The organism is Kitasatospora albolonga, from assembly GCF_039535905.1.
Lineage (GTDB): Bacteria > Actinomycetota > Actinomycetes > Streptomycetales > Streptomycetaceae > Kitasatospora > Kitasatospora albolonga.
Window position 1 is genome coordinate 79552 of record NZ_BAAAYB010000040.1, and the last position, 23342, is coordinate 102893.

At 73.7% G+C, this 23342-nt stretch carries 21 protein-coding genes; 19 read left to right on the plus strand and 2 right to left on the minus strand.

All coding sequences use genetic code 11. From position 1 onward, the window contains the following. The first annotated feature begins 3 nt into the window (after nucleotides 1-3). Nucleotides 4-753 carry a 16S rRNA (uracil(1498)-N(3))-methyltransferase gene (locus tag ABD946_RS11050; RefSeq protein WP_345282463.1) on the plus strand — a complete coding sequence of 250 codons (750 nt, stop codon included), beginning with the start codon at nucleotides 4-6 and terminating at the stop codon, nucleotides 751-753. Between the two features lie 132 nt (nucleotides 754-885). After that, nucleotides 886-4161, plus strand: coding sequence for a S41 family peptidase (locus ABD946_RS11055; RefSeq protein WP_380149977.1), 3276 nt, complete (start codon nucleotides 886-888; stop codon nucleotides 4159-4161). 9 nt (nucleotides 4162-4170) lie between these two features. On the opposite strand, the gene ABD946_RS11060 is transcribed toward ABD946_RS11055, so the two are convergent. After that, nucleotides 4171-4398: a hypothetical protein gene (locus ABD946_RS11060; protein ID WP_345282466.1), complete on the minus strand. Its 228-nt coding sequence runs from the start codon at nucleotides 4396-4398 to the stop codon at nucleotides 4171-4173. On the opposite strand from ABD946_RS11060, the gene ABD946_RS11065 reads away from it, so the two are divergent. From ABD946_RS11065 to era, 11 genes are all read left to right on the plus strand, one after another. Then, complete coding sequence (locus ABD946_RS11065; RefSeq protein WP_345282468.1) at nucleotides 4388-4756, plus strand: hypothetical protein; 369 nt, start codon at nucleotides 4388-4390, stop codon at nucleotides 4754-4756. The genes ABD946_RS11060 and ABD946_RS11065 overlap by 11 nt on opposite strands. A gap of 116 nt (nucleotides 4757-4872) precedes the next feature. Next, nucleotides 4873-5226, plus strand: coding sequence for a histidine triad nucleotide-binding protein (locus tag ABD946_RS11070; RefSeq protein ID WP_345282470.1), 354 nt, complete (start codon nucleotides 4873-4875; stop codon nucleotides 5224-5226). 4 nt (nucleotides 5227-5230) lie between these two features. Beyond that, complete coding sequence (locus ABD946_RS11075; protein WP_345282471.1) at nucleotides 5231-6148, plus strand: ribonuclease Z; 918 nt, start codon at nucleotides 5231-5233, stop codon at nucleotides 6146-6148. Between the two features lie 188 nt (nucleotides 6149-6336). Beyond that, a complete protein-coding gene (locus tag ABD946_RS11080) occupies nucleotides 6337-7446 on the plus strand; it encodes a PhoH family protein (RefSeq protein ID WP_345282473.1) in 1110 nt (369 codons plus the stop codon). Between the two features lie 14 nt (nucleotides 7447-7460). After that, nucleotides 7461-7955 carry an rRNA maturation RNase YbeY gene (gene ybeY, locus ABD946_RS11085; RefSeq protein WP_345282475.1) on the plus strand — a complete coding sequence of 165 codons (495 nt, stop codon included), beginning with the start codon at nucleotides 7461-7463 and terminating at the stop codon, nucleotides 7953-7955. A 13-nt stretch (nucleotides 7956-7968) separates the two neighbouring features. Continuing rightward, the gene (locus ABD946_RS11090; protein ID WP_345282477.1) at nucleotides 7969-9300 is read left to right on the plus strand and encodes a hemolysin family protein; all 1332 of its coding nucleotides are present in this window, start codon (nucleotides 7969-7971) and stop codon (nucleotides 9298-9300) included. 47 nt (nucleotides 9301-9347) lie between these two features. After that, nucleotides 9348-9860, plus strand: coding sequence for a DUF4383 domain-containing protein (locus tag ABD946_RS11095; protein WP_345282500.1), 513 nt, complete (start codon nucleotides 9348-9350; stop codon nucleotides 9858-9860). Nucleotides 9861-9957: 97 nt separating this feature from the next. Next, nucleotides 9958-10947 (plus strand): aldo/keto reductase, encoded by a 990-nt coding sequence (locus ABD946_RS11100; RefSeq protein ID WP_345282479.1) that lies wholly within the window; start codon nucleotides 9958-9960, stop codon nucleotides 10945-10947. A gap of 71 nt (nucleotides 10948-11018) precedes the next feature. Then, nucleotides 11019-11372 (plus strand): cytidine deaminase, encoded by a 354-nt coding sequence (locus tag ABD946_RS11105; RefSeq protein ID WP_345282481.1) that lies wholly within the window; start codon nucleotides 11019-11021, stop codon nucleotides 11370-11372. Nucleotides 11373-11429: 57 nt separating this feature from the next. Then, a complete protein-coding gene (locus tag ABD946_RS11110; protein ID WP_345282482.1) occupies nucleotides 11430-11555 on the plus strand; it encodes a hypothetical protein in 126 nt (41 codons plus the stop codon). A 36-nt stretch (nucleotides 11556-11591) separates the two neighbouring features. After that, nucleotides 11592-12521 (plus strand): GTPase Era, encoded by a 930-nt coding sequence (gene era, locus ABD946_RS11115; protein WP_345282483.1) that lies wholly within the window; start codon nucleotides 11592-11594, stop codon nucleotides 12519-12521. Between the two features lie 373 nt (nucleotides 12522-12894). Here the strand turns inward: era and ABD946_RS11120 are convergent, their stop codons facing one another. Then, nucleotides 12895-13896 (minus strand): LacI family DNA-binding transcriptional regulator, encoded by a 1002-nt coding sequence (locus ABD946_RS11120; protein ID WP_345282484.1) that lies wholly within the window; start codon nucleotides 13894-13896, stop codon nucleotides 12895-12897. 133 nt (nucleotides 13897-14029) lie between these two features. On the opposite strand from ABD946_RS11120, the gene ABD946_RS11125 reads away from it, so the two are divergent. The 6 genes from ABD946_RS11125 to pstA form a co-directional block, all read left to right on the plus strand. Then, entirely contained in the window at nucleotides 14030-15262 is a 1233-nt protein-coding gene (locus ABD946_RS11125) for an MFS transporter (protein WP_345282485.1), read from the plus strand. Between the two features lie 38 nt (nucleotides 15263-15300). Continuing rightward, nucleotides 15301-16014, plus strand: a complete 714-nt coding sequence (locus ABD946_RS11130) for an alpha/beta fold hydrolase (RefSeq protein WP_345282486.1) — start codon at nucleotides 15301-15303, stop codon at nucleotides 16012-16014. A 1-nt stretch (nucleotide 16015) separates the two neighbouring features. Continuing rightward, entirely contained in the window at nucleotides 16016-18532 is a 2517-nt protein-coding gene (locus ABD946_RS11135; RefSeq protein ID WP_380149980.1) for a beta-glucosidase family protein, read from the plus strand. 163 nt (nucleotides 18533-18695) lie between these two features. Next, entirely contained in the window at nucleotides 18696-19082 is a 387-nt protein-coding gene (locus ABD946_RS11140; protein ID WP_345282488.1) for a hypothetical protein, read from the plus strand. A 54-nt stretch (nucleotides 19083-19136) separates the two neighbouring features. Further along, complete coding sequence (pstC, locus tag ABD946_RS11145) at nucleotides 19137-20096, plus strand: phosphate ABC transporter permease subunit PstC (RefSeq protein WP_345282504.1); 960 nt, start codon at nucleotides 19137-19139, stop codon at nucleotides 20094-20096. Further along, a partial coding sequence (gene pstA / locus ABD946_RS11150; protein ID WP_345282490.1) for a phosphate ABC transporter permease PstA occupies nucleotides 20093-23342 on the plus strand: 3250 nt, incomplete at its 3' end. The genes pstC and pstA, both read left to right, overlap by 4 nt.

The following is a 23342-nucleotide window of genomic DNA, read 5'->3' on the forward strand; positions in this document are numbered from 1 at the left end:
CGCATGACCGCCCCCGTGTTCGTCGTGGAGTCCGCACTGCTCGCCGGGGCCGCCCCCGGCTCGGTGGTGCGGCTGGACGGGCCCGAGGGGCGGCACGCGGCGGCCGTCAAGCGGCTGGAGCCCGGCGAGGCCGTCACCCTGGCGGACGGGCTCGGGCTCGGCGTCGAGGGTGCGGTGCGCGCCGTGCACGGCAAGGACGCGCTGGACGTCGAGGTGCTGGCGGTCCGTCAGGAGGCGGAGCCGGCGCCCCGGATCGTGGTGGTCCAGGCCCTGCCCAAGGGCGACCGGGGCGAGCTCGCGGTCGAGACCATGACCGAGGTCGGGGTGGACGTGGTGATCCCCTGGGCCGCCTCCCGCTGCATCACCCAGTGGAAGGGCGACCGGGGCGCCAAGGCGCTGGCCAAGTGGCGCTCCACCGCCCGGGAGGCCGGCAAGCAGTCCCGCCGCCTGCGCTTCCCCGAGGTCCGCGACCTCATGACCACCCGTCAGCTGGCCCCGCTGCTCGCCGCCGCCTCCTTCGCCGCCGTCCTGCACGAGGAGGGCTCCGAGCCGCTGGCCACCGCCGCCCTCCCGGCCGCCGGGGACCTGGTGCTGGTGGTCGGCCCCGAGGGCGGGGTCTCGCCGGACGAGCTGGCCGCCTTCGCCGAGGCGGGCGCGAAGCCGCACCGCCTGGGCCCCTCGGTGCTGCGCACCTCGACCGCGGGCGTGGCCGCCGGCGCCCTGCTGCTCGGCCGCACCGGCCGCTGGGCCTGAGCCGCCCGCCCCGGGCCGCCCGCCCTGGCCGCCCATCCCGAGCCGCCGGACCCCGACCGTCGGCGGCGCCTCCGGCGCCCCAAGGTTCGCTGACAAAGAAACGCATGGCCCCCGGCCGACCCCCTGCATAGGGTGGCCGCCGTGACGACCTCTGCCGGCGCCTATCTGCGCCACCCTCACCTGCACGGCGACCTGCTGACCTTCGTCGCCGAGGACGACATCTGGCTGGCCCCGATCGACGGCGGCCGGGCCTGGCGCCTGACGGCGGACCAGGTCCCGGTGAGCCACCCCCGGTTCTCGCCGGACGGACGGCACGTCGCGTGGACCTCCACCCGGGACGGTGCGTCCGAGATCCACGTGGCGCCCGCCGACGGCGGCCCGTCCCGGCGCCTGACCCACTGGGGCGCGCCCCGCACCCGGCTGCGCGGCTGGACCGCCGACGGCCGCCCGGTCGCGGTCAGCCCGGCCGGGCAGGAGACGATGCGCCGCAGCTGGGCGTTCGCGATCCCGCTGGACGGCGGCGAGCCGGAGCGGCTGCCGTTCGGGCCGATCGGCGGGCTGGCCGAGGAGCCGGGCGGCCCGCGGACGCTGCTGCTGGCCCCGCTGACCACCGAGCCCGCCTACTGGAAGCGCTACCGGGGCGGCACCGCCGGGAAGCTCTGGATCGGCGAGCGCGGTGGCGAGTTCACCCGCCTGCACTCCGAGCTGGACGGCAAGGCCAACATCGACTCCCCGCTCTGGGTCGGCGGCCGGATCGCCTTCCTCGCCGACCACGAGGGCACCGGTCAGCTGTACTCCAGCCTCCCGGACGGCTCCGACCTGCGCCGCCACACCGCCGACCAGGGCGGCTTCTACGCCCGCAACGCCACCACCGACGGCACCCGGGTGATCTGGCACAGCGCCGGCGAGCTGTGGCTCCTGGACGACCTGGACGGTGCCGGGCCGCGCCGCCTGGAGGTCACCCCGGCCGGCCCGCGCTCCGGCCGCCGACCCCACCCGGTCGCCGCGGCAGGGCAGTTGGAGACCGTCGCGCCCGACCGCACCGGCCGCGCCAGCGCCGTGGTGGTCCGCGGTTCGGTGCACTGGCTGACCCACCAGGAGGGTCCGGCCCGGGTGCTGGACGAGACCCCGGGGGTGCGCAACCGGCTGGCCCGGGTGGTGCCCGGGGCCGAGGGCGAGGACGGCGCGAAGGGCCCGCAGGGCGCGGTGTGGATCACCGACGCCCAGGGCGACGACGCCCTGGTGCACGCCCCCGAGGTGCTGGGCGCCGAGCGCCGGGTGCTGGCCGCCGGGCAGCTCGGCCGGGTGCACTCGATGGTGGTCTCCCCGGACGGCGCCAGCCTGGCGCTGGCCGTGCACGACGGCCGGGTGCTCCAGCTCCTGCTGGCCGACGGCACCGTGCACGAGCTGGCCCGCAGCGGCCAGGGCGAGGTCACCGGCCTGGCCTTCTCACCGGACTCGCGCCACCTGGCCTGGTCCCAGCCGACCCTCGGCGCCGAGTCGCTGCGGCAGATCGTGCTGGCCGACCTGACGGACCGTTCGGTGGCCGAGGTCACCCCGCAGCGCTTCGTCGACTACGCCCCGGCCTTCACCGCCGACGGCAAGCACCTGGCGTTCCTCTCGGTCCGCAACTTCGACCCGGTCTACGACGCGCACGTCTTCGACCTCTCCTTCCCGACCGGTGCCCGCCCGTACCTGGTCACCCTGGCCGCCGACACCCCCTCACCCTTCGGCCCGCAGCGGGCCGGGCGCTCGCTCACCGGCGAGGACGAGGAGCCGGCCGCCAAGAAGGAGGAGGAGAAGAAGGACGGCGAGGAGGCGAAGGAGAAGGACAAGGAGAAGGCCCCGGAGACCAGGGTCGACCTGGAGGGGATCGCCGACCGGATCATCGCCTTCCCGGTCGAGGGCGGCCAGTTCGGCGGCCTGCGCGCGGTCAAGGACGGTGTGCTCTGGACCAGGTACCCGCTGCTCGGCATGCTCGGCGACAACGCCGCCTCGCTGGACGACGACGAGGCCCGCCCGGTGCTGGAGCGCTTCGACTTCAAGAAGCGCCGGGCCGAGGAGCTGGTCTCCGAGCTGGACGGCTTCGCGCTCAGCGGCGACGCCGGCCGGGTGGTGGTGCTCGACCAGGGCACCGTCCGGGTGGTCCCGGCGGACCACAAGGCCGGCGAGGACGACGACCTGACGGTGGACCTGGACCGGCTGCGGATCACCGTGGACCCGGCGGCCGAGTGGCGGCAGATGTTCGACGAGAACGGCCGCCTGATGCGGGACAACTTCTGGCGCGCCGACCTGGGCGGGGTGGACTGGGCCGGGGTGCTGGACCGTTACCGTCCGCTGGTGGACCGCCTCGGCAGCCACGACGACCTGGTGGACCTGCTCTGGGAGACCGTCGGCGAGCTGGGCACCTCGCACGCCTACGTGATGCCGCCCGGCCGGGGCACCGAGCCGGCGCGCCGTCAGGGCCTGCTCGGCGCCGACCTGGTGAAGGACGGCGAGGTCTGGCGGGTGGCCCGGGTGCTGCCCGGCGAGTCCTCCGACCCGCGCGCCCGCTCCCCGCTGGCCGCCCCCGGCGCGGCGGTCCGGCCCGGGGACGCGCTGCTCGCGGTGAACGGCCGCCCGGTCGACCCGGTCACCGGCCCGGCCCCGCTGCTGGCGGGCACCGCCGGCCAGCCGGTCGAGCTCACGGTCGCGGGCCCGGACGGCACCGAGCGGCACCCGGTGGTGGTGCCGCTGGCCGACGAGGAGGCGCTGCGCTACCACGACTGGGTGGCCGGCCGGCGGGCCGCCGTCCGCGCGCTCTCCGACGGGCGGCTCGGCTACCTGCACGTCCCGGACATGCAGGTGGGCGGTTGGGCCCAGATCCACCGCGACCTGCGGGTCGAGATGTCCAAGGAGGGCGTGATCGTCGACCTGCGGGAGAACCGCGGCGGCCACACCTCCCAGCTGATCATCGAGAAGCTCACCCGCAAGGTGGTCGGCTGGGACTACGCCCGCGACCTGGCCACCCCCGCCCCGTACCCGCAGGACGCCCCGCGCGGCCCGGTGGTGGCGCTGGCCGACCAGTTCTCGGGCTCGGACGGCGACATCGTCAACGCGGCGATCCAGGCGCTCGGCATCGGCCCGGTGGTCGGCACCCGTACCTGGGGCGGCGTGATCGGCATCGACGGCCGCTACAGCCTGGTCGACGGCACCGGCGTCACCCAGCCCAAGTACTCGTTCTGGCTGGAGGGTTACGGCTGGGGCGTGGAGAACCACGGCGTGGACCCGGACGTCGAGGTGCCGATCGCCCCGCACCAGTGGGCCAACGGCGAGGACCCGCAGCTGGCCGAGGGCGTCCGCATCGCGCTGGCCGCACTCGCCGAGCGCCCGGCCGTCACCGCCCCGGAGCTGCCCGAACTGCCCTAGGGCCTGGCTCTAGCGGCGGCGGGCCCGGCGGACCAGGAACAGCACCAGGCCGCCGATCAGCAGCAGCGGGAGCAGGAGCAGCAGGAGCAGCAGCCCGCCGAGGCCGCCGAGGAAGGAGGACTTCTTCTTCTTGGCCGGAGCGGGCTGCTTGCTGACCACCAGCGGAGTCGGGGACGCGGAGGAGGAGGCGGGGGCGGGTTGCCGGGTCGCACCGAGACCGGTGGTGGTGCCGCTCACGCCGCTGCTCGGGGTGCTGTCCGAACTGCTGCTCCCCGACGTGGGCTTGGACACCCCGCCGGTGGTGCCGCCGGTGCCGCTCACGCCGCTGCTCGAGGTGCTGTCCGAACCGCCGGTCCCCGAGGTGGGCTTGGACACCCCGCCGCTGGTGACCCCGCCGCTGGTGCCGCCGGTGGACGACGAACCGCCCGTGGACGAACCGCCCGAGCTCGTCGTCCGGCTCTTCGACCCCCCGCTGCTGCTGCTCTTGCTGCCGCTGCTGCCCCCGGTCTTCGCCTCGGCGGGCACCGCGGCCCCGGCCAGCAGTGTCCCGACCAGGGCGGCGGTGCTCAACAGGGCGGGCAGGCGGCGCATGTGACGCTCCGTGGGGGAGGGGCGGTGGACGGCCGGGAAACGTACCACGGCGCCCCACCCCGGAGGCAGGCCCTGGGCTAGGCTGCGACCGTATCCGGAACGATCAGCGAGGAGACCGTGATGGCCGGCGAGCCGCAGTCCGACTGCCTGTTCTGCAAGATCGTGGCGGGGGAGATCCCGGCCACCGTGGTCCGCAAGACCGAGCGCACGCTCGCCTTCCGGGACATCAGCCCGCAGGCCCCCACGCACGTCCTGGTGATTCCGCACGCGCACTACCCGAACGCGGCCGAACTCGCCGCCGCCGAGCCGGAGATCGCCGGCGAGCTGCTGGCGGAGGCCGGCGAGGTGGCCAGGGACGAGGGCCTGGACTCCTACCGCCTGATCTTCAACACCGGTGCGGGCGCGGGCCAGACGGTCTTCCACGCCCACGTGCACGTGCTCGGCGGCCGCAAGCTCCACGAGGGCCTGGTCTGATCCCGTGTCCCAGCGCGAACTCGTCGTCCTCGGCACCGCCAGCCAGGTGCCCACCCGGCACCGCAACCACAACGGCTACCTGCTCCGCTGGGACGGCGAGGGCCTGCTGTTCGACCCCGGCGAGGGGACGCAGCGTCAGATGCTGCACGCCGGGGTCTCCGCCACCCAGCTCACCAGGCTCTGCGTCACGCACTTCCACGGCGACCACTCGCTGGGCCTGGCCGGGGTGATCCAGCGGATCAACCTCGACAAGGTCCCGCACCCGGTGGACGCCTACTACCCGGCCAGCGGCCAGGTCTTCTTCGACCGGCTCCGGCACGCCACCGCCTTCCACGAGACCGCCGAGCTGCGCCCCCGGCCGATCGAGGAGCCCGGGCCGCTGACCGCCCCGGGCGCCGCCTTCGAGCTGAGCGCCGTCCGGCTCTCGCACCCGGTCGACTCCTTCGGCTACCGGCTCGCCGAGCCGGACTCGACCCGGCTGATCCCGGCCCGGCTGGCGGAACTCGGCATCGCCGGCCCGGCGGTCGGCCGCCTCCAGCGCGCCGGCTCGGTCGAGCTGGACGGGCGGACCGTCACCCTGGCCGAGGTCAGCGAACCCCGCCCGGGGCAGCGGTTCGCCTTCGTGATGGACACCCGGCTCTGCGACGGGGTGGGCGAACTCGCCCAGGACGCGGACCTGTTGGTGATCGAGGCGACCTTCCTGGAGTCCGAGGCCCACCTCGCCGAGGAGCACGGCCACCTCACCGCCGCCCAGGCCGCCCGGGTGGCCGCCGAGGCCGGGGTGCGCACCCTGGTGCTGACCCACTTCTCCCAGCGCTACCCGGACCTGAGCGGTCATCTGGCCGAGGCCCGCAAGCACTTCGACGGCGAGCTGGTGGTTGCCCAGGACCTGGCCCGGGTAGCCGTACCGCCGCGACGGTGAGCCGGCGGAGGCATCCGCGGGCACCCGGAGGCGCACGGAAAACCACTCGCATCCGCACGCGTCCTCCCGGACCATCGGAAGCCGCGTCACCGCAGTGACCCGGTGCGCGGCGTACCCTGGTGACCCCGGAGAACCGAGCGGCACCCCTAGACGACGGATGGGATGAGGCAGGCCCGAGCGGCCGACCCATGACTGAGACACCGCAGACCCGTACCAATGGACAGTCGCGTCCCCACGGGGACGCCGCCGCCACCGCCCGGATCACCATCCCCGAGAAGCACCCCATGGTCACCCTGCTCGGGGCGACCGACTCGCTGCTCCGGGTGATCGAGCAGGGCTTCCCGGACGCCGACATCCACGTCCGCGGCAACGAGGTGACCGCGACCGGCGCCCGCGCCGAGGTCGCCCTCGTCCAGCAGCTGTTCAACGAGATGATGCTGGTGCTGCGCACCGGCCAACCGCTGACGGAGGACGCCGTGGAGCGCTCCATCGCCATGCTCAGGAGCGCCGCCGACGACCCGGCCCACCCGGCCCCGTCCGAGGTCTTCACCGCGAACATCCTGTCCAACCGGGGCCGCACCATCCGCCCCAAGACGCTCAACCAGCAGCGCTACGTCGACGCGATCGACAAGCACACCATCGTCTTCGGCCTCGGCCCGGCCGGTACCGGCAAGACCTACCTCGCGATGGCCAAGGCCGTCCAGGCCCTCCAGGCCAAGGAGGTCAACCGGATCATCCTGACCCGGCCGGCCGTCGAGGCGGGGGAGCGGCTGGGCTTCCTGCCCGGCACCCTCTACGAGAAGATCGACCCGTACCTGCGCCCGCTCTACGACGCGCTGCACGACATGATGGACCCGGACTCCATCCCCCGGCTGATGGCCGCGGGCACCATCGAGGTCGCCCCGCTCGCCTACATGCGCGGCCGGACCCTGAACGACGCCTTCATCATCCTGGACGAGGCCCAGAACACCTCGCCCGAGCAGATGAAGATGTTCCTCACCCGCCTGGGCTTCAACTCCCGGGTCGTGGTGACGGGTGACACCAGCCAGATCGACCTCCCCGGCGGCACCCGCTCCGGTCTCAAGGTGGTCCAGGAGATCCTCGTCGACGTGCCGGACATCCACTTCTCGGTGCTCACCAGCACCGACGTGGTCCGGCACAAGCTGGTCGGCCGGATCGTGGACGCCTACGAGCGCTGGGACGCCCAGCAGGAGGCCGCCGAGGCCCCGGCACCCCGAAAGCCCGTCCAGCGGAAGGGCGCCCGTGCCCCCCGCCAGTCCCATCGCACCGAAAGCTGAGTAACCAGCCCGTCATGTCGATCGACATCGCCAACGAGTCCGACTGGGAGGTCGACGAGGAGTCCATCCTCGACGTCGCCCGCTACGCCCTCGACCAGATGCGGATCCACCCGCAGGCGGAGCTCTCCGTCATCCTGGTCGACAGCGCCCAGATGGAGGAGCTGCACATCCAGTGGATGGACCTCCCCGGTCCCACCGACGTGATGTCGTTCCCGATGGACGAGCTGCGCCCCGGCAAGGAGGGCGAGGACCTTCCGCAGGGCCTGCTCGGTGACATCGTGCTCTGCCCCGAGGTCGCCAAGCAGCAGGGCCTGGACGCCCCGACCAAGCACTCGATGGACGACGAGCTGCAGCTGCTCACCGTCCACGGGGTGCTCCACGTGCTCGGCTACGACCACGAGGAGCCGGAGGAGAAGGAGGTCATGTTCGGCCTCCAGAAGCGGATCCTGGACGACTGGCGGGCCGGCCGCGGCCTCTCCGCCATCTCGCCCGCCCCGACCACCCACTGAGGCGCGGCCTCCTGTGAGTGGCAACAGTACGAGCCTCCTCGTCGGGGCTCTCCTCCTCGTCGTGCTCGGCTGGTTGGCGGCCTGCGCCGAGGCCGGCATCTCCCGGGTCTCCCGGTTCCGCGCCGAGGAGGCCGTCCGGGCCGGGCGGCGCGGGGCCGACCGGCTGCTGACGCTGGCCTCCGACCCGATCCGCTACCTCAACCTGGCCACCCTGATCCGGGTGTCCAGCGAGATGGCGGCCGCCGTCCTGGTCACCGTGGTCTGCGTGCGCAGCATCGAGGTGACCTGGCAGGCGGTGCTGCTGGCCTTCGCCGTGATGGTGCTGGTCTCCTTCGTGGCGGTCGGCGTCTCGCCCCGCACCATCGGCCGCCAGCACCCGCTGACCACCTCGACCGCGGCCTCCTTCGTGCTGCTCCCGCTGGCCGGGGTGCTCGGGCCGATCCCCAAGCTGCTGATCCTGCTGGGGAACGCGCTCACCCCGGGCAAGGGGTACAAGGAGGGGCCGTTCGCCTCCGAGGCCGAGCTGCGGGCCCTGGTCGACCTGGCGGAGAAGGACGACCTGATCGAGGACGAGGAGCGCCGGATGGTGCACTCGGTCTTCGAGCTGGGCGACACCATCGTCCGCGAGGTGATGGTGCCGCGCACCGACCTGGTGATGATCGAGCGTCACAAGACGGTCCGTCAGGCCCTCACCCTGGCGCTGCGCTCCGGCTTCTCCCGGATCCCGGTGGTGGGCGAGAACGAGGACGACGTGGTCGGCATCGTCTACCTCAAGGACCTGGTCCGGCGCACCCACATCAACCGGGAGTCGGAGTCCGAGCCGGTCTCCTCGGTGATGCGCCCGGCGGTCTTCATCCCGGACTCCAAGCCGGCCGCGGACCTGCTGCGCGAGATGCAGCAGATGCGCTCGCACGTGGCGATCGTGATCGACGAGTACGGCGGCACCGCCGGGCTGGTGACGATCGAGGACATCCTGGAGGAGATCGTCGGCGAGATCACCGACGAGTACGACCGGGAGGTCCCGCCGGTCGAGGACCTCGGGGACGGCTCGTACCGGATCACCGCTCGCCTGCTGGTGGAGGACTTCGGCGAGCTGTTCGGCCTCCAGCTGGAGGACGAGGACGTGGAGACGGTCGGCGGCCTGCTGGCCAAGCACCTCGGCCGGGTGCCGATCCCGGGCTCCTCGGTCGACCTCCCGGTGCCGGAGGACTCCGGCTCGGACCTGACCGCGATCCGGCTCACCGCGGAGAGCGCGGCGGGCCGGCGCAACCGGATCGGCACCGTGCTGGTCGCCCCGCTGCGGGAGCAGGACGAGCCGGGGGAGGGCACCGACGCCGAGGAGTAGCGTGGACAGCGGGGTCCCCGCCGCACTCCCTCGGGAGGTACGCCGTGTTGAAGCTCAAGGACGACCTGCCGGTCGACCACCGGCTGGCGCAGGTCTACCGCTTCGGGGCCGGGTTGGGCGGGGTCTTCCTGCTGTTCTTCGGCATCCTCGGACTGCTGGACCGCCCGGGCTTCCTGGACACCCAGGGGGACCGGGTGGCCGGCATGAGCAGCAACGGCCTGCTCGGGCTGCTGTCGGTGGTGGTCGGCCTGGTGCTGATCGCCGGCGCCGCGATCGGGGGCAACGTGGCCTCCTGGATCAACATGGTGGTCGGCACGGTCTTCGTCGGGGCCGGCTTCGTCGGGCTGATGATCCTGGACTCGGACGCCAACTTCCTGGCCTTCGGCATGTCCAACGTGATCTTCAGCTTCCTGTTCGGCCTGACGGTCGCCACCTTCGGCATGTACGGCCGGGTCAGCCGGCACCTGCCGCACGACAACCCCTACTGGCGCGAGCGGCACGCCCGCTACGCCGAGGCCCTGCGCGGCCCGACCGGCCCGCCCGCGGTGCCCGGCCACTGAGACGGGCCCGCCGGTTCCGAGAATTCACCTGACGGGTCGTCAGTTCGAGCGGTAGGAAGGGATCTTCACGTACGTCTTCCACGCACGAGGAGATCCGATGACCGCCCGCACCCTGGGTACGCTCAGCACCGCCCCGATCGGCTTCGGGGCGATGGTGCTCTCGCCCGGCATGTACGGGGAGACCGACGACGACCGCGGCGAGCGGGCGGTGCTCGCCGCGCTGGACGCCGGGGTCACCATGTTCGACACCGCGGACGGCTACGGCGCCGACGGCCACAACGAGCGGCTGCTCGGCCGGGCGCTGGCCGGGCGGCGGGACGAGGTGGTGCTGGCCACCAAGTTCGGCTTCCGGATCCCGGAGGGCGCCGAGGCGCACCGCTTCCCGGTCAGCTACGCCTTCGGCGAGCTGGCGGTCAACGCCGAGCCGAAGTACGTCCGGGGCTACGCCGAGCAGTCGCTGCGCAACCTGGCCACCGACGTGATCGACCTCTACTACCCGCACTTCCCGGACCCGCAGGTGCCGCTGGCCGACACCGTCGGCGCGGTGGCCGAGCTGGTGGAGGCCGGGCTGGTGCGCCACCTGGGGCTGTCCAACGTGACCGCCGCCCAGCTGCGCGAGGCGCACGCGGTGCACCCGGTGGCCGCGGTGCAGGTGCAGTGGTCGATGTGGCAGCCGGCCGATCCGGAGCTGCTGGCCGCCGCCCGGGAGCTCGGCGTCGGGCTGGTGGCCTGGAGCCCGCTCGGCGGCGGCTTCCTGACCGGCACCGTGCAGCAGCTGAAGGAGGGCGACTTCCGGAAGAACCTGGAGCGCTTCGACGAGGCCAACCTCAAGGCCAACAACGACCACTACGCGCCGGTGCGGGCGATCGCCGCCGAGCTCGGCCTGAGCGCCGGTCAGCTGGCGCTGGCCTGGCTGCTGCACCAGGACGACCACGTGGTCCCGATCCCGGGCAGCCGCACCCCGGCGCACATCGCCGACAACACCGCGGCGGCCGAGGTCCGGCTCTCGGCGGCCGACCTGGCCCGGGTGGACGCGGCGCTGGCCGCCTTCGCGCCGGCCGGGAAGGGCGACCTGCTGGACGCCTGAGCGGCGGCCGGGAAGGGCGACCTGCTGGACGCCTGAGCGGCGGCCGGTGCGGGTCTCCTATGCTCAGCGGCATGACCGATCAGACTGAGCAGACCCAGCTGGACCCCGAGGACAAGAAGATCATCACGCTGGCCCGCTCGGCCCGCGCCCGCAACGGCGTGGCCGAGGGGGCCGCCGTCCGCGACGAGACCGGGCGGACGTACGTGGCGGGCACCGTGGAGCTGCCCTCGCTGCGGCTGACGGCGCTGCAGACCGCCGTGGCGATGGCGGTGGCCAGCGGGGCCAAGGGCCTGGAGGCCGCCGCCGTGGTCACCGCCGCCGACGCCCCCGCCGAGGGCGACCTGGCCGCTGTCCGCGATCTGGGCGGCCCGTCCGCCCCGGTGCTGCTGGCCGGCCCGGACGGGACCTTCCGGCAGGCCTTCTGAGCGTGTCGGCAGATCGATAATCTGACCGGCATGGGTGGATGTGCTTTCCTCGCGGGTGTGTTGCTGACCCTGATGGGGTTGGGGCGGTGGCACGAGACCGGATCGCCGTACTGGCTGATCGGGTCTCTGCTGCTGTTCGTCCTGCTGCTGGTGGGCGCGGCGACGGGCAAGAAGGCCCGCTGACCGAGTCCGGTCGGACGATCAGGGAGAATGGTGCGCATGAGTAGCCCTTCTTCCCCGTACCGCTCCGGGTTCGCGTGCTTCGTCGGCCGCCCCAACGCGGGCAAGTCGACCCTGACCAACGCCCTGGTCGGGACGAAGGTCGCGATCACCTCCGACCGTCCGCAGACCACCCGGCACACCGTGCGCGGCATCGTGCACCGTCCGGACGCCCAGCTGGTGCTGGTCGACACCCCCGGCCTGCACAAGCCCCGCACCCTGCTCGGCGAGCGGCTGAACGACCTGGTCCGCTCGACCTGGGCCGAGGTGGACGTGATCGGCTTCTGCCTGCCCGCCGACCAGAAGCTCGGCCCCGGCGACAAGTTCATCGCCAAGGAACTGGCCGAGATCAAGAAGACCCCCAAGGTCGCGATCGTCACCAAGACCGACCTGGTCGACTCCAAGCGGCTGGCCGAGCAGCTGATCGCCGTCCACCAGCTCGGCGCCGAACTGGGCATCGAGTGGGCCGAGATCATCCCGGTCTCCGCCGTCGGCGACCAGCAGGTCGAGCTGGTCGGCGAGCTGATCACCAAGCTGCTCCCCGAGGGCCAGCCGCTCTACCCGGACGGTGACCTCACCGACGAGCCCGAGCAGATCATGGTCGCCGAGCTGATCCGCGAGGCCGCCCTGGAGGGCGTCCGGGACGAGCTCCCGCACTCGCTGGCCGTGGTGGTCGAGGAGATGATCCCCCGCGAGGACCGTCCGGCGGACCGGCCGCTGCTCGACATCCACGCCAACGTCTACATCGAGCGGCAGTCCCAGAAGGCCATCGTGATCGGCGCGAAGGGCTCCCGCCTCAAGCACGTCGGCACCACCGCCCGCAAGCAGATCGAGGCCCTGCTCGGCACCCCGGTCTACCTCGACCTGCACGTCAAGGTCGCCAAGGACTGGCAGCGAGACCCGAAGCAGCTGCGCAAGCTCGGCTTCTGACGCCCCGTGGCACCACGACGGCCCGTACCCCCGGTGGGGTGCGGGCCGTCGTGGTGCCACGGGCTCCGCGCCGACCCCTCCGGCCTCCGGCCGGGACCCTGGGCTGCGCTTGCGAGATCGCGGCTTCGCCGTGTCCTCCGGCCGGGCCCCGGGGCTGCGCTTGCGGGATCCGGGCCTCGCCGTGTCCGTCGGCTCGCCGTGGGCCGTCCGCTGGTGGGGTGGGGCGCGGCCCGCGCAGCAGTGCACGCGGATCCCGTCCGGCCGGGGTGCGCCGCGCGACCGCGGGATTCCGGCCTCGCCGTGGTCCGCCGCGTGGCGGAAGCCCGGCTTCGCCGGGGCTCCCACCGGCCTGCGGTCGGGCCGGTCGGGCCGGTCAGGCCGATTCGCGGGGGATCAGACGGGCCGTCAGGAGGTTGTCGACGGCGGGGGTGCTGTGGGGGTTCTCGATCAGCAGGTCGATCAGGTCCGCCAGGGTGCGGCCCTCGGGGAGGGTGAGGCGGACGGTGGTGAGGCGGGGGCGCAGCAGGCGGCCGAGGAGGAGGTCGTCGGCACCGATCAGGGCGGTCCGTTCGGGGACGGGGACGCCCAGGTCCTGGAGGGAGCGCAGCAGCAGCATGGCGTACTCGTCGTTGTAGGCGAAGACGCCGTCCAGGCCGAGCTCGCGGCAGCGCAGGGCGGCGGCGGCCCCGGACTCCTCGGTGTAGTCGAGGGGGAGCGGGGTGACCGCGTCCGGCAGTCCGGCGGAGGCGGCGGCGGCCCGGACCCCGGCCAGGCGGGGGCCGCTGAACTGGTCGAGGCCGGCGTCGGTGGGGACGACCACGCCGAGCCGGCGGCGGCCGGAGGCCAGCAGGTGGGCGCCGGCCGCGGCACCCACCTCGCGCTGGTCCATGATCAGCGCGTGCGCCCCGGGGACGGGCGCGGTGCCCAGGGTGAGCACCGCCCTGGTCCCCGAGCGGTGCAGCAGCTCGACCCCGGCGGGGGTTAGCACCGGCTCCAGGCAGAGCACCGCGGCGGGCCTCAACTCGGCCCAGGCGCGGGCGGGTTCGTCCCCTTCGCCGGTCGGCCCGTAGAGCACGCTGGTGTGGCCGCGCTCGCGCAGGGCGCCCTGGAGCTCGCGGTAGAAGCCGCTGAACAGCGGGCCGATCGGGGCGGAGGAGCCGCCGATCAGGACGATGCCGGTGCGGCCGGCCCGCAGGGAGCGGGCGGCGGCGTGCGGCACGTAGCCGAGTTCGGCGGCGGCGGCCCGGACCTTCTGCCGGGTGGCCTCGCCGACCCGGCCGCCGGCGGTGTCGTTGAGCACGAAGGAGACGGTGGCGCGGGAGACGCCCGCGAGGCGGGCGACGTCGGCGCTGGTCGGGGGCGGGGGGCTGCTCATAACGGTTCGAATCTTTTCACGTCCGGGGGCTGGCCGAGGGCGGGGACGCCAGGTTACATGGCTGCTTACACGTGTAAGCGTTACACGTGTAACCTCGTCAACGACTTCCCCCACGAGAGTCATGGAGGGCAACGTGGCCCTTACCCCCACCCCCACTGACGTCCCCGCTCCCACCACCCGCACCACCCGCGGCCTGCTGCCGCTGCTGTTCACCGGCAACACCGCGATGTACGCGCTCTACCTCGGTGTCGGCTCCGTGCTGCTGCCGATCCAGGTCGAACGGATCGACCCGGCCGAGAAGGTGGCCAACCTGGGCCTGGTGGCCGGGGTGGCGGCCGTCTTCGCGACCTTCTTCAACCCCTTCGCCGGTGCGCTCTCCGACCGCTCCGGCCGCCGCAACCCGTGGATCCTCGGCGGCGGCCTGGCCACCGTGGCCGCGATGGCGCTGCTCGGCAGCGTGGACACCGTGCTGCTGGTGGCCATCGCCTGGTGCCTCGGCCAGGCGGTGATGAACTTCTACCAGGCCGCGCTCACCTCGGTGGTGCCCGACCGGGTCCCGGCCGCGAGACGCGGCGCCGCCTCGGCGGCGGTCGGCCTCGGGCTGCCGGTCGGCTCCACCGTCGGCGTGGTGACGGCCTCGGCCTTCGCCGACCACTACCGCACCGGCTACCTGGTGCTCGGCCTGCTCGTGGCCGTGGCGGCGCTGGTCTTCACCCTCGGGGCGAAGGAGCAGCGGATGGAGCCCAAGGCGCCCGCTCCGCTGCGGGAGCAGGTGGCGGCCTTCCTCGGGGTGCTGCGCGAGCACGACTTCCGCTGGGCCTTCATCGGCCGCTGGCTGCTGGTGCTCGGTTACTTCGCCGTGGTGGGCTACCAGTTGTACGTCCTGCAGGACCACATCGCGCTGCCGACCGGGCTGGAGCCGGCCGAGGCGGTGGCGATCCTGACGCCGGTCTCGGCCGTCACCATGGCGCTCTCCACGGTGGCCGGCGGCGTGCTCTCCGACCGGATGGACCGGCGCAAGCTGTTCGTCGGCCTGTCGGCCGCGCTCTCCGGGGTCTCGCTGCTGATCCCGGTGGTCAGCCCGACCTGGGGCGGGATGCTGGTCTTCTCCGCCGTCAACGGCCTGGCCTTCGGCTGCTTCATGGCGGTGGACACCGCACTGGTCACCATGGTGCTGCCGCGGGCCGAGGACGCCGCCCGGGACATGGGCGTGCTGAACATCGCCAACGCCGGACCGCAGATCCTCGCCCCCTTCGTCGCCTCCGCCGTGGTCGGCATCGGCGGCTACACCCCCCTCTTCGTGTTCGGCGCCGTGCTCGCCCTGGCCGGGGCGCTCGCCGTCCGGCCCATCAAGGGCGTCCGCTGAGAGCCGACATGTCGACACATCAGAAAGGCAATGGAGCAATGAAGCTGCACACCCATGAATGGGGCACCGGCGACCGGGTCGCCCTGCTGGTGCACGGGATCATGTCGGACCACCGCACCTGGCGGCGGTTCGGCCCGGCGCTGGCCGAGCGCGGCTACCGGGTGATCGCGGTGGACCTGCGCGGCCACGGCCTGAGCCCGCGCGGCGAGGGGGAGACGCCGGCCGAGAGGTACGGGCCGCGCCAGTACGCCGACGACCTGGTGGAGACCCTGCCGGTGGGCGCGGAGCTGGCGGTCGGGCACTCGCTCGGCGGGCTCTCGCTGCGCTGGGCGGTGGAGCGGCTGGCACCGCGGCGTGCGGTCTTCTCGGACCCGGCCTGGCTGTTCGACCAGCCGGGGATCGACCCGGAGCTGTTCGTCGGCTTCGCCGAGACCGCCACCGCCGAGCAGGTGGCGGCGATGAACCCGCGCTGGGAGGCCGAGGACGTCGAGACCGAGCTGGCCACCCTGGCGCTCTGGGACCGGGACACCGCCCGCTCGCTCACCGCGCACGGCGGGTACGCCGGTCTGCCGGAGGCCCCGGTGGTGCCCTCGCTGGTCCAACTGGCCGATCCCAGCTTCCTGGTGAACGAGCAGCAGGCCGAGGAGCTGCGCGGCCGGGGCTTCGAGGTGCGCACCGTGGCCGGGGCCGGCCACACCATCCACCGGGACGACTTCGCGGGCTTCCTGGGCTCGCTGGAGGGGTGGATCTGAGATGACCGACGACAGCACGACCGACGGCAGCACGACCGACGAGGGCAAGGAGCAGCGCGAGATGACCGACACCGCCCGGGAGGCCGCCGTCGAGGCCGCCCTCGCCAAGCTGGACCTGCCCGCCAAGGTGGCGCTGCTGGCCGGGGCCGACATGTGGTCGCTGCCGGCCGACGAGGAGATCGGCCTCGGACGGCTGGTGATGTCGGACGGCCCGGCCGGTGTCCGCGGCGAGCACTGGACCGCCGACGACCCCTCGGTGGCGATCCCCTCGCCGACCGCGCTGGCCGCCAGCTGGGATCCCGAACTGGTGCGCAGGGCAGGGCGGTTGCTGGCCCAGGAGGCCCGCCGCAAGGGCGTCCACGTGGTGCTCGCGCCCACCGTCAACCTGCACCGCAGCCCGCGCGGCGGCCGGCACTTCGAGTGCTGGTCCGAGGACCCGCTGCTGACCGGTGAGCTGGGCGCCGCGCTGGTGGCCGGGGTGCAGGACGGCGGGGTGGCCACCACCCCCAAGCACTGGGTCGGCAACGACTCGGAGACCGACCGCTACACGGTGGACGTCCGGGCCGACGAGCGCACCCTGCGCGAGCTCTACCTGGCCCCCTTCGAGATCATCGTCGCCAAGGCTCACCCCTGGGGCCTGATGGCCGCGTACAACGCCGTCAACGGCACCACCATGACGGAGCACCAGGAGCTCAACCTCCGCGTGCTGCGCGAGGAGTGGGGCTTCGACGGGGTGCTGGTCTCGGACTGGACCGGCGCGCGCGACACCGTCGGCTGCGCGCTCGGCGGGATGGACGTCGCCATGCCGGGCCCGGCCACCGTCTACGGCGAGCACCTGGTGCGGGCGGTCCGCGAGGGCCTGGTGCCGGAGGACACCGTGGACGAACTGGCCCGCCGCGTCCTGCGGTTGGCGGCCCGGGTGGGGCTGCTGGAGGGCGCCCCGCCGGTGGTGGCGGCCGAGGAGCTGCCGGAGGAGCTGGACGGGGACGCGGTGGCCCGCGAGCTGGCCGCCCGCTCCTTCGTCCTGCTGCGCAACGAGGGCGGTGTGCTGCCGCTGGCCCCGCGGACCGGGATCGCGCTGATCGGGGCGGCCGCGGCCGAGGCCCGGATCGGCGGCGGGGGCAGTGCCCAGGTCTTCCCGACCTCGGTGGTCACCCCGCTGGAGGGGCTGCGGGCCGCGCTCGGCGAGCAGGCGGTGGTGTACGAGGTGGGGGCGGACCCGCGGACATTCGTGCCGCCGGTGGCCTTCCCCGGCACGGCCGAACTGCGCGGTGCGGAGGGCGAGGTGCTCGGCACGGCGGCCACCGCCGACGGCACCGTGCGCTGGCTCGGCGCGCTGCCCGGCGGGGTGGGCTTCGACGCGCTGCGCGAGGTGGTGCTGCGCACCACCGTGGTGCCGGAGCGCGCGGGCGAGCACCTGGTGGCGGTGCGCGGGGTCGGCCGGTACCGGCTGGAGTGCGCGGGGCGGGTGCTCTTCGACGACGTGCTGCTGCCGTCCGGCGAGGACCCGGCGGCGGCCTTCCTGAACCCGCCGGAGCGGCGCTTCCCGGTCGAGCTGGCCGGCCCGGCCGAGCTGACCCTGGTGCACACCCTGCCGGAGGCCGGCGGCTTCGCCGGGTTCGGGCTGGTCTCCTTCGCCCTCGGGCACTCCGAACCGGCGGGCACCGCCGACGAGTTGATCGAGCGGGCGGTGGCGGCCGCCCGGGCCGCCGAGGTGGCCGTGGTGGTGGTCGGCACCACCGAGGAGGTGGAGAGCGAGGGCGTGGACCGCGACGGCCTGCGGCTGCCGGGCCGTCAGGACGAGCTGGTGGCCCGGGTGGCGGCGGCCAACCCGCGCACCGTGGTGGTGGTCAACGCCGGCTCGCCGGTGCTGCTGCCCTGGCGCGAGCAGGTCGGCGGGCTGCTGCTGGCCTGGTTCCCCGGCCAGCAGGCCGGGGCCGCGCTGGCCGGGGTGCTGCTCGGCGAGGCCGAGCCGGGCGGGCGGCTGCCGACCACCTGGCCGGCCGAGGAGGCCGACGTGCCGGTCTGGACGGTGGAGCCGGTGGACGGCCGACTGCCGTACGAGGAGGGCCTGTTCATCGGCTACCGGGCCTGGCAGCGCCGGGCCGCGGCCGAGCCGGCGTACTGGTTCGGCGCCGGCCAGGGGTACACCAGCTGGGAGTACCAGGGCGTGGCGGCCCGCCTCAGTGCCGAGCCGGGCGTGCTGGCCGAGGTCACCGTCCGGGTGCGCAACACCGGGGCCCGGGCCGGGCGCGAGGTGGTGCAGGTCTACCTGGCCACCGACGGCGTGGACCGCAGCCGGCCCTCCCGCCAGCTGGCCGGGTTCGCGGTGGTGGAGGCCGCAGCGGGGGAGTCGGCCACCGCCAGGGTGACGCTGGCCGAACGGGCCGTGCAGACCTGGGGCCCGCAGGGGTGGGAGCTGCGCCCCGGGACGTACACGGTGGAGGTCGGCCGGAGCGCGGCGGATCGCGTCCTGACCATGGCCCTGGAGGTCAACGGAACCCCTCCGACCAGCTGACACTTCGTCAGAACGGAATCTTCGGTGTGTGATCCGTGTGGGTTTCGCGCACGGTTCGTTCAGCAGCCCCGTGTCCGGCGTTCATCTGGCCGCATCTGAGCGGTACTTCTGAGCCGAGACGGTCTCTTCCGGCCAAGGCAGCGCGGAAGGGCGGGCACCGGCAATGGGGCATCCCAGATTCCTGATCGTCAACAGACCGTCCCGCCCCGACCTCGGTTCGGGCGGGACGGTGTGGCGGCTGCTCGGCGCCAACAACCGGCACCTGGGCCAGAGTCAGGACACCTTCCGGGACGCGGTGGCCTGCAGGGCCGCGATCGAGGACTTCCAGTCCAGGGTGGACCAGGGGCGGGCCACCATCAGCTCGCTGGACCGGGGCCAACTCTGGCTCTGGCGGCTTGAGTTGGACGGCCGCACGGTGGCCTGCTCGGCCCGCGGCTACCGCCGTCAGCGGGAGTGCCAGTACAACCTGGCGCGCTTCATGGCGGGGGCGCGCAGCGCGGCCGAGGTGGACCGCGGCGGCGCGGGCACGACCGTGGACGGTGCGGCGTGACCACCGTGGCCGCTCCGGTCGAGGACGCCCGCGAGGAGGACGTCCCCCCGCCCGATCACCGCCAACCCCGGTCTGCCGGACCGGATCTTCCTGGCCTGGGCCAAGGGCAGCGGCGCCTTCGTGCTGGTCGTGATGCTCGGGGTCGGCGGCTACCTGGCGGTGCGCGCCTCCGAGGCGCTCTCCACCGCCGGCCTCTCCTTCCTCACCACCGAGAGCTGGAACCCGGACGGCGGCAAGGGCCAGTTCGGCATCGCGGCCGTACTGGTCGGCACCCTGCTTGTCGGCGGGATCGCGGTGCTGCTGGCGGTGCCGCTGGCGCTCGGCAGCGCGCTCTACATCAGCGAGTACGCGCCCCGGAAGCTGCGCCGGACCCTGATCGGCATGGTCGACCTGATGGCCGCCGTGCCCAGCGTGGTCTACGGCGTCTGGGGCTACAAGCTGCTCCAGTACCAGCTGGCCGGGGTGGCCCGCTGGCTCTCCACCTGGCTGGACTGGATCCCGCTCTTCAAGGTGAACGGCGTGGACCCGAACGACCCGCTCACCCCGCCGCTGGTCTACACGGCGTCGAGTCTGATGGCCGGCACGGTCGTCGCCTTCATGATCACGCCGATCATGTGCTCCATCATGCGCGAGGTCTTCGACCAGGCCCCGGCCGGCGAGCGCGAGGGCGCGTACGCGCTGGGCTCCACCCGCTGGGGGATGATCCGCTCGGTGGTGCTCCCGTTCGGCCGCGGCGGGATCATCGGCGGCACCATGCTGGGTCTGGGCCGCGCGCTCGGCGAGACCATCACGGTCTACCTGATCCTCTCGATGGCCTTCGAGATCCAGCCGCACGTCCTGCAGACCGGCGGCAGCGCGGTGGCCCCGATGATCGCCCTGCGCTACGGCGACTCCACCCCGTTCTCCATCTCCGCGCTGATGGCGGCCGGCCTCGCGCTCTTCCTGCTGACCCTGGTGGTCAACTTCGCCGCGGCCGCCGTGGTCGCCCGCAGCCGTTCGGGGGCCAGTTCGTGACCACCACCGTTCCGCACGCCGAGTCCGAGGTGCCGCTGCCCGAGGTGCCCGCGTCCGAGCTGCCGCTCGACAAGGGGCCGCGCACCACCGTGGTGGGGCGTCCCGACGCGTCGGCCCCGCCGCAGCGCCCGCGCCGGATCGCGCCGCGCCGGGCCTCGGACCACTACGCGTTCTGGGGCAGCCTGGCGGCCTCGGTGGCGATGACCGCCCTGCTGTTCCAGCGCTTCGCGCCGTTCAGCGGCGGATTCGGCTTCGTGATCTGCGTCTGGCTCGGCTTCCTCGGCCTGTACGCCCTGCTGGTCTCCCGGGACGAGAACGGGCTCGCGGTCCGGGACCGGCTGGCCTCGGTGGTGGTGCACTCCATCGCCGCCCTGCTGCTCGGCGTGCTGGTCTGGGTGGTCGGCTACGTCTTCCTCAAGGGCTGGGACGCGCTCAGCCACACCAACTTCTACACCCAGGACCTGTCCCAGGCCGGGCCCACCGACCCGCTCGACAAGGGCGGCGCGCTGCACGCCATCGTCGGCACGCTGATCCAGATCACCATCTCGCTGGCCATCACCATCCCGGTCGGGATCAGCTGCGCGGTCTTCATGAGCGAGGTGCCCGGCCGGTTCAGCCGGCTGGTGCGCACCCTGGTCGAGGCGATGACCGCGCTGCCCTCGATCCTGGCGGGCCTGTTCATCTACGCCGTGCTGGTGCTCGCGCTGGGCTTCCCGCGCTCGGGCCTGGCGGCCGGGGTGGCCCTCTCGGTGATGATGCTGCCGATCCTGATCCGGGCCACCGACGTGGTGCTGCGCCTGGTGCCGGCCTCCCTCAAGGAGGCCTCCTACGCGCTCGGCGCCGGCCGTTGGCGCACCGTCTGGACGGTGACCCTGCCGAGCGCCCGCTCCGGCCTGGCCACCGCCGTCATCCTCGGCGCGGCCCGCGGCATCGGCGAGACCTCCCCGGTGCTGCTCTGCTCCGGCTACACCAAGAACCTCAACCCGGACCCGACCAGCGACCCGCAGGCCTCGCTGCCGCTGATGGCGTTCACCCTGATCAAGTTCCCGTCCCAGCTCCACATCACCAGGGCCTTCGGCGCCGCCGCGGTGCTGCTCGGCCTGGTGCTGCTGCTCTTCGTGGTGGCCCGCACGCTCGGCGGCCGCGGCCCCGGCGACCTGACCTCCCGTCAGCGCGAGCGCCGGGCCCGGCAGTCCGCCGCCGACCTGGCCCGGATGACCGGCCCCGCCACGTTCCCCGCCGTCCGGAAGGCACCCGTGCTCACCCGTACCCTCACCCTCCTCACCGCGCTCGCGGTCGTGGCCGGTTCGCTGCTGCTCGGCGCGGCGCCCCGGGCCGAGGCCGCCGACTACCGCCGGATCAGCGGCGCCGGCTCCACCTGGAGCAGCAACGCGGTGGACGCCTGGGTCACCAACGTCCGCCAGTACGGCATGACCATCGACTTCGACGCGCAGGGCTCCAGCTACGGCCGCAACCAGTTCAAGAACCAGGCCACCGACTTCGCGGTCACCGAGATCCCGTACGGCCTCACCGACGGCGGGCAGTTCGACGCGCCGCCGCCGTTCCCGATGGCCTACCTGCCGATCGTGGCCGGTGGCACCTCGTTCATGTACAACCTGAAGATCAACGGCAAGCGGGTCGACAACCTGCGGCTCTCCGGGGACACCCTCACCAAGCTCTTCACCGGCGTGATCACCAAGTGGAACGACCCGCTGGTGGCGGCCGACAACCCCGGCCTGGCGCTCCCCAACGTGGCCGTCCGCCCGGTGGTCCGCTCCGACGGCTCCGGCACCACGGCGCAGCTCACCACCTGGATGAGCAAGCGTCACCAGGGCACCTGGGACGCGTACTGCGCCAAGACCAGCCGGCACGCGCCCTGCGGGGTCACCTCGTTCTACCCGCTGCTGCCCGGCTCCACCTGCAGTCGCTCGGCACCTCGATCGCGGTGGCCAACGCGGTGGCCACCGACTCCAACAACGGCGCGATCACCTACGTCGAGTACTCCTACGCGCTCAACGCCCGCTTCCCCGGTGGTGAAGGTGCTCAACGACGCGGGCTACTACGTGGAGCCGACCGCCCGCAACGTCTCGGTCGCGCTCGGGCACGCCGGGATCAACCAGGACCTCACCCAGCGGCTCGACGACGTGTACAGCTCGCCGGAGAAGAACGCCTACCCGCTCTCCAGCTACAGCTACATGGCCGTGCACACCAGCGCCACCCAGAGCTTCCCGGACGAGAAGGGCAAGACGCTCAGCGCCTTCGGCTACTACTTCCTCTGCGAGGGCCAGCGGCAGGCCGACAAGCTCGGCTACTCGCCGCTCACCCAGCAGCTGGTGAAGTCCGGGTTCGAGCAGCTGGCCAAGGTGCCGGGCTCCGAGGGCAGGGCCTTCGACGCCAACGCCTGCACCAACCCGACCTTCGGGCCCAACGGGACCAACCCGTTCGCGGCCGGGGCGCCGATGCCCCAGGAGTGCGACAAGAAGGGCGCCCAGATGTGCGGCACCGCCACCGGCGGCGCGGTTGCCTCGGGGCGGCTCCAACTCCTCTGGCGGAAGCGGTGGTTCGGGCAGCACGGCGGGCGGTGGCACGGCCGGCTCCGGCGGTGCCCGGGGGACGGCCGCCGGTGCTGCGGGCAGCACCGGGGAGCGGGCGGCACCGGTGGCGCGGCGGCGGGCGGGAGCAGCGTGCGGCGCGGCCGGTGGAGCCGCGGGGGGTGCCTCCGGTGGCGCCAACGGCGGTGGCGGCGGGCGGCGGTTCGGGTGATCCCGCGCTCGGCGGCGGGGACCCGGCGCTCGGGGGCGGGGGTGGTGGCGGCGCGGGCCGGTGGCGGCGACGGCGGCCAGCAGGTGTCCGCGACCCAGGTCGAGATCGCCGCTTCCGCCAGCAGCGGCCTGCGGCACTCGCTGATGCTGGTGGCCGGTCTGCTGCTCGGTGCGGTCATCGTGCTGCCGCCGCTGGTGGCCGGCCGGGCCGCCCGTTCGCCCGGGGGGAGGGCCGATGAGGCTCCGTCGGACGCACGGGCGCCCGCCGCAGGACGACCTCGCCGTGGCGGGGCGGCCGGGCCGGGACGAGGCCGGGAGCGGGGCCGGTGGCACGGCCCGGGGCGCGCGTCCGCTCCGGCGGGTGGTCCGCACGGCCGGGGCGTTCGCCCTGGTGCTGGCCGTCGCCGGTGGTGTCGCGCTGTCGGCCGGGCCCGGCTCGGCGCCGGTGCGGGTGGCGGCCGCGGGTTCGCCACCCCCGAATCCC

Excerpts from the sequence above, each read along its gene's own strand:
- ABD946_RS11050 (WP_345282463.1), top strand. The coding sequence starts at position 4 with ATGACCGCCCCCGTGTTCGTCGTGGAGTCCGCACTGCTCGCCGGGGCC.
- ABD946_RS11070 (WP_345282470.1), top strand. The coding sequence starts at position 4,873 with ATGGCCGGCGAGCCGCAGTCCGACTGCCTGTTCTGCAAGATCGTGGCG.
- ABD946_RS11080 (WP_345282473.1), top strand. The coding sequence starts at position 6,337 with ATGACTGAGACACCGCAGACCCGTACCAATGGACAGTCGCGTCCCCAC.
- ybeY (WP_345282475.1), top strand. The coding sequence starts at position 7,461 with ATGTCGATCGACATCGCCAACGAGTCCGACTGGGAGGTCGACGAGGAG.
- ABD946_RS11100 (WP_345282479.1), top strand. The coding sequence starts at position 9,958 with ATGACCGCCCGCACCCTGGGTACGCTCAGCACCGCCCCGATCGGCTTC.
- ABD946_RS11105 (WP_345282481.1), top strand. The coding sequence starts at position 11,019 with ATGACCGATCAGACTGAGCAGACCCAGCTGGACCCCGAGGACAAGAAG.
- era (WP_345282483.1), top strand. The coding sequence starts at position 11,592 with ATGAGTAGCCCTTCTTCCCCGTACCGCTCCGGGTTCGCGTGCTTCGTC.
- ABD946_RS11120 (WP_345282484.1), bottom strand. The coding sequence starts at position 13,896 with ATGAGCAGCCCCCCGCCCCCGACCAGCGCCGACGTCGCCCGCCTCGCG.
- ABD946_RS11130 (WP_345282486.1), top strand. The coding sequence starts at position 15,301 with ATGAAGCTGCACACCCATGAATGGGGCACCGGCGACCGGGTCGCCCTG.
- ABD946_RS11135 (WP_380149980.1), top strand. The coding sequence starts at position 16,016 with ATGACCGACGACAGCACGACCGACGGCAGCACGACCGACGAGGGCAAG.
- ABD946_RS11140 (WP_345282488.1), top strand. The coding sequence starts at position 18,696 with ATGGGGCATCCCAGATTCCTGATCGTCAACAGACCGTCCCGCCCCGAC.